Here is a 13,350-nt window from a genome sequence, read left to right as displayed (position 1 = left end):
TTTCGCAAAAATCCTGACGTCTGTGCGCAATACGCACCTGACGAACCCCGCTAATCTTACGGCAACTTGTCAGAAAACGGAAAAAAGGACGGACAACATGCGCCGATGGAATGGTTGGGGAGATGAGCAGATTCAGCTGGCACTGGTGCCGGAGGCAAAACAATTCCTGCGCGAAGTGCTCGGAGAGGCTAAAACTGGCCCAAATGCGGATTTCAACACAGCTGTTGCCCGGTTGTCGGCATCAAGACTGGGCGACACAAAACTATGGACGACGAATCCTGCACAGCGTATCCGCTACAGTCTGGGTCAGAGCCTGCCCGACTGGCTGCAATTACGCTACGGACAGATCGCACAAACACCGGATGCGGTGGCTTTTCCGGAAAGCAGGGAAGAGGTCCGTGCGGTGTTGCAGCGGGCGGCGCAGCTCGGCTGCGTGGTGATTCCTTACGGTGGCGGGACCAGTGTTGCCGGGCATGTCAATGTGCAGGCTTCGTCACGACCTGTGATCACACTGGTGATGCAGCGCATGATGCAATTGCAATCGCTGGACAAGGAAGCGCAACTGGCGACTTTCGGTGCCGGCGTGCTCGGCCCCGATCTGGAGGCTCAGCTACGTGCTCATGGTTTTATGCTGGGACATTTTCCGCAATCGTTTGAATATTCCAGTCTGGGCGGCTGGGTAGTCACACGTTCATCTGGTCAGCAATCGCTGGGTTACGGTCGTATTGAAGCAATGTTTGCCGGCGGACATCTGGAAACACCGACCGGTACGCTGGACATCCGCGCTTTTCCGGCTTCTGCGGCCGGTACCGACCTCCGTGAACTTGTGCTGGGTTCGGAGGGCAGAATCGGTGTGCTGACCGATGTAACGGTGCGTGTTCAGCGTTTGCCTGAAAAAGAAAGCTTTATTGCAGTGTGCTTTTCCGATTGGGAAAGCGGGCGGCAGGCTTTACGTCAGATGGCGCAACAGCAAATGCCTTTATCAATGCTGCGTTTATCGAATGCCACTGAAACTGCGACCAGCCTGAAGCTGGCAGGGCATGTTCAGCAAGTGGCATGGCTGGAGCGATATCTGCGCTGGCGCGGCTGTGCGGAACAGAAATGTATGGCGATTATCGGTGCCAGCGGCAGCGCATTGCAGGTGCGGCAGGCTTTGCAGCAGGCAAAAGCGGTCTGGCGGCTGCACGGCGGTGTCGGGTTGGGTACTTTGTTAGGAAAGAAGTGGCAGCACGGGCGTTTCCGCAATGTGTATCTGCGTAATACCTTATGGGACATGGGATACGCAATTGATACGGTGGAAACAGCAACTGACTGGCCGGGGATTACACCAATGATGCAAGCCGTAGAACAGGCTGCCCGTGCAGCGCTGGCAGAAGACGGGGAAACGGTTCATACCTACACCCATCTGTCCCATGTATATACGCAGGGTGCGAGCGTGTACACAACCTTTGTCTATCGTCTGAGTGGTGACTATCAGACCGATTTACGCCGTTGGCAACGTTTGAAAAGGGCTGCGTCTGAATCGATTACGGCATTCGGCGGCACGATCAGCCACCAGCATGGCGTTGGTCTGGACCATGCTCCTTATCTGCATACAGAAAAAGGTGAGGCGGGGCTGGATGCAATACGCAGCATATACCGCCATTTTGATCCGCAGGACATGATGAATCCCGGCAAATGTGTTGCCGGCAAAGGAGTCTGATCAATGCCAGCAATCCTTGAACATGACTGGCAAAGCCAGCGTTTTTGTTCTGCTAGTAAGGATAATTCCTTACCCACAGAGGTGGATATTCTGATTGCAGGTGGTGGTATCACCGGCGCGGGAATTGCACTGGAAGCGGCGCGTGCAGGTTATCGTGTATTGCTGGCGGAACAGAAGGATTTTGCGTGGGGCAGCTCCAGCCGTTCATCCAAGCTGGTGCACGGTGGCTTGCGTTATCTGAAGGAGGGGCAGTGGAAACTGACTCGCGATTCAGTCCGCGAGCGCCAGCGCCTGATGACTGAAGCACCGGGGCTGGTGCAGCCACAGAGTTTTGCTTTCAGTCATTATCGTGGCAAAGGGCCATCGCGCTGGTTGTTTGCGCTCGGACTGGCGATCTACGACAAGATGGCGGGCAGTCATGCGCGCCATCAGTACGATCAGGCGGAATATCAGTGGCTGGCGCCGCATATTCGCGCAGAAGGCCTGGATGGTGGCATGTGCTATCTGGATGCAAAGACAGATGATGTGCGTCTGGTACTGCGTGTGCTGCAGGAAGCGCGCAAGCTGGGTGCGGTGTGCCGTAATTATCTGAAAGTGCAGCATCTGATATACGACGGTGATCAGGTGTGCGGTGCAGCGCTTTGCAGTGCCGATGGTGGGAAAACTGTCGAAGTCAGAGCAAAAATCGTGATTAATGCATGTGGTGCATGGTCGGATCAGTTACGGAAAGTGCATCCCGATGCACAAAAGCTGCGGCCTTTACGCGGCAGTCATTTACTGTTTCCTGCATGGCGTTTGCCTGTCGCACAAGCCGTCAGCCTGATGCATCCGGACGACGGGCGACCAGTCTTTTTGTATCCGTGGGAAGGCGTAACGCTGGTTGGAACCACGGATTTAGATCATGCCGCACCGGCTGATCAGGAGCCGCGTATCAGTCAGCAGGAAGTGGACTATCTGATGTGTGCATTGCATTGGCAGTTTCCCTCGCTGGCGCTGACGACAGCGGATGTATTGTCATGTTATGCAGGCGTCCGGCCAGTGGTGGATGACGGGCATGCTGATCCTTCGCAAGTCTCGCGTGATCATGTGCTGTGGCAGGAAAACGGTTTGCTGACCGTCACCGGCGGCAAACTGACGACTTTCCGGCTGATCGCCAGAGAAGCACTGAACAGTGTGTCGGCAATCCTGCCTGTAGCGCGAAACGCTCAGGCTGAAGAAACATTATTTACTCAGGTGGCGACGCTCATGCCGCCAAACGCAGGCATCGCGCCGGATTTGTGGCAAAGACTATGCGGCTATTACGGTGATGCAGCACAGGAAATCCTGACGCTGACGTCCTTGACGGCGACGCTGTATGTACCTGGTACGCAGATTCTGTGGGCAGAAATGCTCTGGTGTGCAAGGCATGAAAGCGTGCGCCATCTGGATGATTTGCTATTGCGCCGCACACGTTATGGCCTGATCCTGCCGCAAGGCGGGCGTGATCACTTGTCAGCGCTGCGCAGCCTGTGTCAGACTGCACTGGGCTGGGATGATCAGCACTGGGAGCAGGAGGAACAGCGCTATCTGATGATCTGGCAAGAGGTGTATCAATTGCCAGCGGCATGTTTGCCCGATGCATAACATGTGCGGGAAGACGTAAAAAAACGTTTCCAGTGAATGATTATTCAGCTAACTAGAACTCATTTCATCAATAGCCACGAGTGCGAACGCGAGGTGCCGGGAGGCAGTGCGCGGCGCCGTTGCGCAGCACAGGCTGGTGCCTGTGCAAGCGACGCAACAAAGCAATGCGCCCGGCACCTCCGTTCCCGGAGGGTTTGCCTCATAGCGCATGCTGGACAGCGTTGGACGCGTTGTGAATAGCACCGCTATTCACTGCCTTGTCCGCCTTGCCAGCTCGCGCTATGAGGCAAACGCATCTCGCGGGTATTTATGAAATGAGTTCTAGGCAAATAAGTATCTTCAGATGACCGGGTTCATCTGAAATAAACAATAACAATAAAAAATAAAGAAACGTGGGGACTTATGTCGGCAAAGTATTTACTCGCCATCGATAACGGAACGCAGAGCGTCCGTGCAATTTTGTTTGATGTGCACGGGAATATCGTTGCCAAATCGCAGGTGCATCTGGAAGCGTATTTTTCTGCACAACCCGGTTGGGCGGAGCATGATGCGGATGGCTACTGGCAGGCAGTGTGTACTGCATGTCAGCGTTTGTGGGCACAATCCTCAGCAGGGCCGGCGCATGTTGCTGCGGTATCTGTTACGACGCAGCGCGGCACGGTGGTGAACCTCGATGCACACGGACAGCCTTTGCGCCCTGCGATCACATGGCTTGATCAGCGCCGTACCGAACACTATCCGCCGGTAAATCCTTTGTGGCTGGCAGCATTCAAAGTAGCAGGTGTTGCCGACACCATCCGTTTTTTTCGCGGTGAAGCGGAGCTGAACTGGATTAAGCATATGCAACCGGAGATCTGGGACAAGACTGCCCATTTTCTGTTGTTATCCGGCTATCTGAATTACAAGCTTACTGACCTTTTCCGTGACTCTTCAGGTTCGCAGGTCGGATACATCCCGTTTGATTACAAAGGATTGCGCTGGGCCCCGAAATGGGACTGGAAATGGCAGGCGCTGGCGGTCAGGGAGGAAATGTTGCCGGAACTGGTAGCGCCGGGCAGTCTGCTGGGAAACATTACCGCTAGTGCCGCCGCGCAGACCGGTATTCTTGAAGGAACACCGGTCATTGCCGCCGCAGCAGATAAAGCGTGTGAAGTGATTGGTGCTGGGTGCGAAGCGCCGCATATCGGTTGCCTCAGTTATGGCACAACGGCAACGATCAATACTACCAGCCGCAAGTATGTGGAAGTGACACCGTTTATTCCGCCGTATCCGGCTGCTATTCCGGGTGCTTACAGTACTGAAGTGCAGATATTCCGTGGCTACTGGATGGTCAACTGGTTTAAGGAGCAGTTCGGGCTGAATGAGCGACTGGCAGCGGAGCAGCTTGGCGTTTCTCCTGAAAGTTTGTTTGACGAGCTGGTGAACTCGGTACCGCCCGGCGCAATGGGCTTAATGCTGCAACCTTACTGGACGCCCGGTATCAAAATCCCGGGACCGGAAGCCAAGGGTGCGATGATAGGTTTCGGTGATGTCCATAACCGTGCACACATGTACCGCGCTATTCTCGAAGGCCTTGCTTACGCCTTGCGGGAAGGGAAGGAGCGCATAGAAAAGCGCAGTGGCGTTCCTGTCACCAGCTTACGTATTTCAGGCGGCGGGTCGCAGAGTGACGCGGCAATGCAATTAACTGCCGATATTTTTGGCTTGCCGACATCGCGTCCGCATGTCTATGAAACCTCCGGACTAGGTGCAGCAATCAATGCGGCGGTCGGTGTCGGTTGTTACAGTGATTTTCACAGTGCTATCGTAGCCATGACGCGCACTGGCCGCACATTCGAGCCTATTCCTCATCACCATCAGATGTATGAGGCTCTGTACAAACAGGTCTATTGCAAAATGTACAGTCGTCTGCAACCTCTGTACAAATCGATTCAGGAGATTACCGGTTATCCGAAAATGCATGAGTAAGCTGTGGTGTGCGGTTTTAACCGGCTTGTGCAGTTAACTGCAATTTCTGATCACACCGCCGCGCCGTTCTGATGTGACGGATTTCGCCACTGGTTTTTAGATCGAATGATAAAAAAACGACAATCACTATGCTGATTTCATCTTATTTCGATGTGATGGAAGTCGGTTTATCAGAATGGCGAGAATAAAAGAAATTTGCTTTCTATCCTGATAGATCAAAGTAAATTCTAAGTTTGGTGGTGTTTTTCCTCAAAAATACGGAAATATAGCCACGTTCTATCGATTCTTAAGGTGAAATTTGTCGAAAATTTCCTTGTGGAAATGCCGTCGTGCAGTAAAAACATCTGTTGATCGTCAGAAAACAGCAGTATTTTACTGTGCAGAATTCTGCTTTTTGTCCGGTTACAACTATCAAGACGTGTTACGTGTGGCTGCTTAAACTGTGCAATGTTACGCATCAGTTTCCCGGACACGAGCGGGAAGCAGTGTGCCGGAGTCACCGGTACACTCACAACTGTTGCGGTGAATTCTTGACTTTTTAACAGATACCGGACCAGCCGGAGAAAGTAAGGTAAATCATGTGGCAAGGTGTTATTCCTGCGGTAACGACTAAATTCACGGCCGACGACAAGCTCGACTACAACGAAATGGAACGTTGCTTCAAGTTCCTGATGGACGCTGGTTGCGATGGCCTGATCGCTTGCGGCTCCCTCGGTGAAGGCCCGTTCCTGTCGCATGATGAGCGTATCGAAGTATTGAAAGTAACTAAGCAAGTTACCGGCGCAAAACCTGCACTGCTGACTGTTGCTGAAGCTTCTACCCGTGAAGCTTGTGCACTGGCAGAAAAAGGCGCGAAAGCCGGCGCAGATGGCTTGATGGTTGTACCAAGTACCATCTACCACACCAACCCGAAAGAAACGGTTGCCAATCTGCGTGCAATCGCTGCTGCGGCAGATCTGCCGGTCATGATTTACTCCAACCGTATCGCTTACCGCGTTGACGTGACAACCGATATGCTGGAAGAGCTGGCGGACGATAAACGCTTCGTCGCAGTGAAAGAGTCTTCTGATGATATCCGTCGTACAACAGAAATCATCAATCGTCTGGGTCGTCGTTACGATGTATTCACCGGTGTCGATAATCTGGCATTCGAAGCACTGACAGCTGGCGCGATCGGCTGGGTTGCTGGTCTGGTGGTCGCATTCCCGCATGAAACCGTCGCAATTTACCGTCTGGTTCAGGCAGGTCGTTATGCTGAAGCACTGGAGATTTACCGCTGGTTCCGTCCTTTGCTGGATCTGGACGTTTCCTCTTATCTGGTTCAGAACATCAAACTGGTTGAAGCGATGGTGATCGATTCCAACGAGCGCGTGCGTCTGCCACGTATGCCACTGGAAGGCGAGCCACGTACCCGCGCAGAAGCAGTTGTAAAAGCTGCACTGGCTAACCGTCCTAAGCTGCCAAGCTTTGCATAATCAGAGATAGGTGATCAACACATGGGCAACAAAGCCGATGTGCTGGTGATAGGCGCAGGCATCGTAGGATCAGCCTGCGCTTTCACTTTGCAGCAACAGGGTTATCAGGTGACCCTGATCGATGAAAAGTCTCCTGGCAGTGGCGTCACCGCTGCCGGTATGGGACATCTGGTAGCACTGGATGAGTCGGAAGATGAACTGAATTTATGCTTGTATGCCCTGAGCCTGTGGCAGGATTTTGTTCGTGAGCATCCCGGTGTTGGTGACTATAGTCAGTGCGGTACTTTATGGGTTGCTGAGAACGAAGAGCAGCTTGCTGAAGCAGAACGTCGCGCCGAACGTCTGAATCATCATCACTGGCGCGCCGGACTCGTTAACAGTGATCAGTTACGTCGCCTTGAGCCTTGCCTCAGAAGCGGATTGGCTGGCGGCGTAAGGGTATCTGGCGACGCCGTCATTTATCCGCCAGCAGTGGCGCATTATCTGGCGGGGTTGTTGCAAAAGGCCGGTGGACAGTGCCGGTTTGGTTTGCCAGTCATGGTCTTACATGATGACGGTGTACTTCTCAGTGATGGCAGTGTGATTCAGGCTGCGCAAATTGTGATTGCTGCCGGTACCGGCGTCAGCAGGCTATTGCCCGATTTCAGAATTTTCCCGCGTAAGGGGCATCTGGCGATTACTGATCGTTATCCCGGACGCTTACAGCATCAGGTCGTTAGCATGAATTATGGTCAGGCGACAGTGACTGCAGATGCATTGACGGTAGCCGCTAACGTGCAGCCCAGACCGACTGGTCAATGGCTGATTGGTTCTTGCAGGCAAGATGGTCAGACAGATACAACGCTTGACCCGCGTGCTCTCGGTGGGGTTCTGCGCTCAGCGACGGAATTACTGCCATGCCTCGCAGATATGCGTATCGTCAGAGCGTGGGCCGGTATGCGTCCTGCTTCCCCGGATGGGCATCCGGTCATTGGGCAGCATCCGGTTCAACCCGGAATCTGGATTGCCGCCGGGCATGAAGGTCTTGGCGTTACAACTGCGTTCGCTACAGCACAATTGCTGGCTGCACAAATGTGCGGTAAGTCACCTGCGCTTGATATGCGTCCTTACGATCCGTCTCGTTTCTTTGATAAGGAGAAACTGCAGTATGCCTGAAAAAAACAGGATCAGACTCTGGATAAATGGTGCACAGGTCGAAGCTGAGCGTGGCGTGAGTGTGGCCGCGATTCTGATGAAGGAAAATCAGTTGCTGACACGTCTCTCGGTTTCCGGTTCTGCACGATTTGCGGTCTGCGGTATGGGCATTTGTCAGGAGTGCAGAGTGCAGATTAATGGTCATCCGCATAGTCTTGCATGTCAGACGATTTGTGAGCCGGGTATGGTCATACAGACAGATAAGAAAGCAGTCGTATGAAGATGCAGGAGTTACACACCGGAATTCTGATTATCGGTGCCGGACCAGCAGGACTTGCTGCCGCCAGTGCCGCATTAAATTCGGGTAAACAAATACTGATCGCTGATGATAATCCCTTACCGGGTGGTCAAATCTGGCGAGGGGGTCCCGGGAAAGTCAGGGATGCGCGTGCCGCATTATTCTGGGATCGCTGTCAAAACGCATTGAATGTGCAATGGCTGAACTCTGCGCGACTGGTTGCATTCAGTCATCCGCATGAAGCCATTTTTGAATTGCCGGAAAAAGTTGTCAGTATCCGCTTTGAGCGACTAATTTTGTGCAACGGTGGCCGTGAGCTTTTGTTGCCTTTTGATGGCTGGACATTGCCCGGTGTCACCGGGGCAGGTGGTTTGCAGGCATTAATTAAAGCGGGTGCGGATGTCCGTGGGAAACGGATTGTCATTGCTGGTACCGGACCGCTGTTACTCGCGGTGGCAGAGACTGCTCAAAAAGCAGGGGCTGAAGTCTTGCTTGTTGCTGAAATTCAGCCAATCTTTAAATTGATGCGTTTTATGGGGCAGTTGATATTGCATCATCGCAGTAAAGCGCTGCAGGCAATTTCACTGTACTGGTCACTTAAAAAAATTCCCTACCTCAGCAACATCATTATCGAAAAAGCGGCCGGAGACGGGCAACTGGCTGAGGTGCATTTCCGGCGTGGTGACCAGTTGATGACAGTTCAGGCGGATTTGCTCGCTTGTGGTTTCGGAATCACGCCGAATACCGAAATTGCACGTCTGCTCGGATGCAGCACAGGTGGTGGCGCTGTCATTCATGATGAGCGTCAGTGTACTTCCGTGCCTCACATTTATGTCGCTGGCGAAATCACCGGTTTTGGCGGAGTGGAAAAGGCGATCGCCGAAGGACATATCGCAGGACTCGCTGTCAGTGATCAGTCAATCAGTCATGGTGATGAAGTCAGGCGTGAGGAAGCTCAGCATTTTATGGGCTTATTGCGCGACACATTTGCGGTGAATGATGAGGTCAGGCGTCTCGCATCAGATTCAACGCTGGTTTGCCGTTGCGAGGATGTCCCGGTCGCTGAGCTGCGTCAGCACGCTAGCTGGCGTTCGGCAAAACTGATTACCCGTGCCGGAATGGGCGCTTGTCAGGGCCGGATTTGCGGTGCAGCCTGCCAGATCATGTTTGGCTGGGATGCGCCCGAGTTAAGACAACCTGTATTTCCATGCAGAACATCAACTCTTGCAGCAATTGCTGCTTCTTCTCTTAAGGAAGCCAAGTAATGAAAAAACTTTTTATCAATGGTGAATGGTTAGAAGGCGCAAAAGTTACGACGACACGCAGCCCGTCTGATTTAAGCGATGTGGTGGGTGAATACGCCAGCGCCGGTACTGCAGAAGTAGAAATGGCGATTGCAGCCGCTAGCAATGCTGCGGAATCCTGGCGTTATTCAAATGTGCAGCAACGTGCAGATATTCTGGACAAAATCGGGACAGAAATTAACGAGCGTAAAAACGAGCTGGGTACTTTACTGGCACGCGAAGAAGGTAAAACCTTGCCGGAAGCGATTGGTGAAGTTGGTCGTGCAGCAGCGATTTTTAAATTTTTTGCACAGGAAGCTTTGCGTATCCGTGGCGATAAACTGGCATCGGTACGTCCCGGTCTTGATGTGGATGTGACTCGTGAACCGGTTGGAACCGTCGGTATCATCGCACCGTGGAATTTCCCGATCGCGATCCCTGCATGGAAAGTGGCACCAGCGCTGGCCTATGGTAATACCGTACTGCTGAAACCCGCTGATCTGGTTCCTGGTTGTTCCTGGGAAATGGCGGAAATCATTAGTCGTTCTGGTTTGCCAGCTGGCGTGTTTAATCTGGTGTCTGGCCCGGGTCGCGTGGTTGGTGAAGCGATGGTAAATGACCGTCGCGTGGATGCAATCAGCTTTACCGGTTCGGTTGGTACGGGTACCCGTGTGCTGGCCGGATGTGCAGCGCGCCGCGCCAAAGTACAGCTGGAAATGGGCGGAAAGAACCCGCTGGTTGTTCTGGCAGATTCTGACCTGAACGTTGCGGTGAATGCTGCGATTCAGGGCGCATTCTATTCGACAGGTCAGCGTTGTACTGCATCTTCACGTCTGATCGTGGAAGAGGGCATCTATCACGCTTTTGTCGCTGCAATGAAAGATAAGCTGGCACAAATTAAAGTCGGGCATGCACTGTACGCAGGTATCGACATTGGCCCGGTTGCCGATCAGTCTCAGCTGGAGCAGGATCTGCGCTATATTGATATCGCAAAAAATGAAGGCGCGACGCTGGCATTCGGTGGCGATCTGCTGAAACGCGAGACGGAAGGCTACTTCCTGAGTCCGGCATTGTTTACTGATTGTCATCCGGATATGGTGCATGCGCGCGAAGAAATTTTTGGTCCGGTTGCTTCTGTCATTCCAGCGAAGAATTATGAACATGCGCTGCAACTGGCAAATGACACCGAATTTGGTCTGACTGCAGGTATCTGCACAACTTCGCTGAAACATGCAACACACTTTAAGCGTCACGCACGTGCCGGTATGGTGATGGTGAATGTGCCGACAGCAGGTGTGGATTATCATGTTCCGTTCGGTGGCACAAAAGGCTCCAGTTACGGTGCGCGTGAACAGGGTTCGGCGGCAGTCGAATTTTTTACGACAATGAAAACCAGCTATACGTTTGCTGGTTGATTTATTCAAGTCGCTGTAAAAACGGCTTCCGCGAGGAAGCCGTTTTTTTTGGTATTTCAGTATTGCGGAGTGACTCAGATGCGCCAGGAGAATTTTGCAAAAATTTCCTGTTGTTTTGTACGTGGCGCACTGATTGTTGCTTCAGCAGTGGACTGTGTCCAGCCCAGATAAAACACTTTTCCGAGGGCTCGCGTATGGGTGTACACCACGGAATTTACTTGTCGCTGGCTGTCTGCTGTCACGCTGAAGTTATACAGCGCCGGATTACGGGATGTATGCCGACCCTGATAAATCCAGCGCAAATTATCTTTGCTGCTGAAGTGCGCAATCGTATTTAACTGAATCGCTGTTTCAGTAAACGCGCGGCCTTTTTGTGTAATGGCGGAATTGCCCGGATGATCAATCCAGTTAACAGCGTAACTTGGTTCCAGCTCTAATCTGTCGTGCGCACGTATCTTTGCACTGGCAGTCAGCGTTCCCCCGCGACCTGTACGGCTGGCATCAACATCGATCGTATCGCCGAAAGTCATATCAACGGTCAGTCGTGCCAGATGACGGCCAGGGCTGATTGCAAAACCAGTCAGAAATTTATTAGTGTCGTATGCCTCACCAAAACGTTGTATCCGTGAACGCACGGATGGGCTGACAGCGAAGTACGCACTGCTGTCATAGTGACTTGCGATCCGTATACCTGGTGTCACACTTTGAGACATCAGATTGCCATCAGAGTCCAGTTTATATTCGGCTTGTAAATAAGTATTCAGTTCATGTAAAGGGGATTGCTTCCCCCATTTTTTTACTATTTCACCATTAACGCTGCGAAACCCGGTTTGCGCAAAAAAGCCATTGTCCGCCCGGAAATTTTTGCTGAAATTTTTATATGTTGCTGAATATGACCATTCGTCATTCCCGCGATACCAGTCAGCAAATGCTGCGTAGCCACTCGTTGTTTCGCCGGATTGCAGGTTACCGTCCATGCCGGCTTGTGCCGTTGTCTGGCTGCCAAGCAACTGGATGCGGAATAACTCATTTTCGTCTGCCTGCCAGACCAGATCCGGCCCGAATACCCGGTTATAACCACGGCCTTCACCATAATTACGGTCGGTCAGGATTGCGCCAGCGGACATATTGCCGAAGCGGAAATTGAAACGTGCATCGGTCGCAACAGACCGCGTGGAGGATGTAGCAAGTCCAGTGAAATAACTGTTTGGCAGCAGAACAAGTCCACCCGCCGCATCACGGCTGACGAGGATGCTGATATCTTTCTGTTCGTCGCGTTTTGTGTAGCGCAAACCAGCATCAGGGTTGGCAATGCTGCGTGTACTGATGACATTCAGAGGGGTTTTGAAAATATCCGCACCTTCGAGGAAAAACGGGCGTTTTTCCGGCGAAAAAATACTGAATTTTGTATTGCCGGATAACTGCGGGGCATCGAGTTCTATTTGGGAAAAGTCTGGCTTAAGTGTACCGTCTATGGTGGTAGACGAGTCGGGACGAAATTTGAGATCCAGACTCAGATCACGACTGGATGCTGAGCGTGTTACCTGATCGCCGTTGCGATCTTCAGCACGCCGGACAACCAGCTGTGGCGTCAGATGCCAGTTACTTGCTGATGGCAAATCACGCAGCCCCGTGACAGGATCTGAAAAACACAGATTGCAACTGGCTGCACGTGTCACGCCACCACTGTACATACGATAACGCTGGTCACGGGTCATATTTCTCAGGACAAGCAAGCTCCAAGGCTGCGTGGCATCTTTGTTATATGCGATCTCAGAGAAAGGAATTCTGAATTCTGCCGTCCAGCCCTCATTGTCGATTGAAGTGGCAACATCATACTGATAATCCGGCGCCGTATCGTCACCAGTCATGTCGCTGTATATGCCATCCATGATTGCACCACGAGCATTCGCATAAAATACTTGCGATGCTTTATGTGCGCCACTGGGATCAATATACAGCGCAATAAAATCCTGATCGATACTAATTTTGTCGCGGCGGGCAAACGGAGCACGAATATCTGCAGGGCTTTGATCAAATGCCCGTACACCTACATACAAATACTTGTCATCGTATAAAACCCGGACTTCTGTTTTTAAATGAGCTTTTTGTTTATCCACGGGCTGAGTCTGATAAAAAGTATCAGACACCGGTGCAGACTGCCATACGGGATCATTGAGTTTCCCATCGAGTATGATTTTCGAGGCGGTATCAGGAATACGTACAGCCTGAAAGTTCTGTGATTGCGCATGAGCACTGGTAGTCAGCGTTGCAAAAATAGCCGATGCTACAGCAGAAAAGAGCGGAGTTTTTTTTCTGAATATCATTATTGAAATAAGGAAAGTTGCGCTGCAAGACCAAGAGCAGTACCTGAGTTGCATTCTCTGATCGCAAAACGGAAATGTAAGTTCCGGTGTTATGCGCCGATTCCATAAAATTCAGTGATATTTTG

Annotated in this window: 9 protein-coding genes; 8 read left to right on the top strand and 1 reads right to left on the bottom strand. The window is 52.1% G+C overall.

Annotated elements, in window-relative coordinates:
* Window positions 1-97 precede the first annotated feature (97 nt).
* The 8 genes from KDM89_RS03620 to KDM89_RS03585 all read left to right on the top strand — a co-directional run bounded on the left by KDM89_RS03620 (window position 98) and on the right by KDM89_RS03585 (window position 10,898).
* Window positions 98-1,702 carry an FAD-binding oxidoreductase gene (locus tag KDM89_RS03620; RefSeq protein ID WP_212686597.1) on the top strand — a complete coding sequence of 535 codons (1,605 nt, stop codon included), beginning with the start codon at window positions 98-100 and terminating at the stop codon, window positions 1,700-1,702.
* Between the two features lie 3 nt (window positions 1,703-1,705).
* Entirely contained in the window at window positions 1,706-3,325 is a 1,620-nt protein-coding gene (locus KDM89_RS03615) for a glycerol-3-phosphate dehydrogenase/oxidase (RefSeq protein ID WP_212686596.1), read from the top strand.
* 402 nt (window positions 3,326-3,727) lie between these two features.
* Window positions 3,728-5,293 (top strand): FGGY-family carbohydrate kinase, encoded by a 1,566-nt coding sequence (locus KDM89_RS03610; RefSeq protein ID WP_212686595.1) that lies wholly within the window; start codon window positions 3,728-3,730, stop codon window positions 5,291-5,293.
* A 578-nt stretch (window positions 5,294-5,871) separates the two neighbouring features.
* Window positions 5,872-6,768, top strand: coding sequence for a dihydrodipicolinate synthase family protein (locus KDM89_RS03605; RefSeq protein ID WP_212686594.1), 897 nt, complete (start codon window positions 5,872-5,874; stop codon window positions 6,766-6,768).
* Between the two features lie 21 nt (window positions 6,769-6,789).
* Window positions 6,790-7,923, top strand: a complete 1,134-nt coding sequence (locus KDM89_RS03600; protein WP_212686593.1) for an NAD(P)/FAD-dependent oxidoreductase — start codon at window positions 6,790-6,792, stop codon at window positions 7,921-7,923.
* On the top strand, window positions 7,916-8,182 hold the full coding sequence (locus tag KDM89_RS03595) for a (2Fe-2S)-binding protein (RefSeq protein WP_212686592.1): 267 nt from the start codon (window positions 7,916-7,918) through the stop codon (window positions 8,180-8,182). Before KDM89_RS03600 ends, KDM89_RS03595 begins: the two co-directional genes overlap by 8 nt.
* Window positions 8,179-9,465 (top strand): NAD(P)/FAD-dependent oxidoreductase, encoded by a 1,287-nt coding sequence (locus tag KDM89_RS03590; RefSeq protein ID WP_230427656.1) that lies wholly within the window; start codon window positions 8,179-8,181, stop codon window positions 9,463-9,465. The genes KDM89_RS03595 and KDM89_RS03590 overlap by 4 nt, the downstream gene beginning before the upstream one ends.
* Window positions 9,465-10,898 (top strand): aldehyde dehydrogenase family protein, encoded by a 1,434-nt coding sequence (locus KDM89_RS03585; RefSeq protein WP_212686591.1) that lies wholly within the window; start codon window positions 9,465-9,467, stop codon window positions 10,896-10,898. Before KDM89_RS03590 ends, KDM89_RS03585 begins: the two co-directional genes overlap by 1 nt.
* Before the next feature lie 74 nt (window positions 10,899-10,972).
* Here KDM89_RS03585 and KDM89_RS03580 read toward each other — a convergent pair whose 3' ends face one another.
* Window positions 10,973-13,225, bottom strand: coding sequence for a carbohydrate binding family 9 domain-containing protein (locus KDM89_RS03580; RefSeq protein WP_212686590.1), 2,253 nt, complete (start codon window positions 13,223-13,225; stop codon window positions 10,973-10,975).
* Window positions 13,226-13,350: the final 125 nt, after the last annotated feature.

Origin of the sequence: Cognatundibacterium luofuense (genome assembly GCF_018139685.1) — a bacterium.
Classification (GTDB): domain Bacteria; phylum Pseudomonadota; class Gammaproteobacteria; order Burkholderiales; family Burkholderiaceae_D; genus Undibacterium; species Undibacterium luofuense.
The sequence above is the reverse complement of the archived record's forward strand: the minus strand, read 5'-3'. Positions and strand labels throughout refer to the sequence as shown.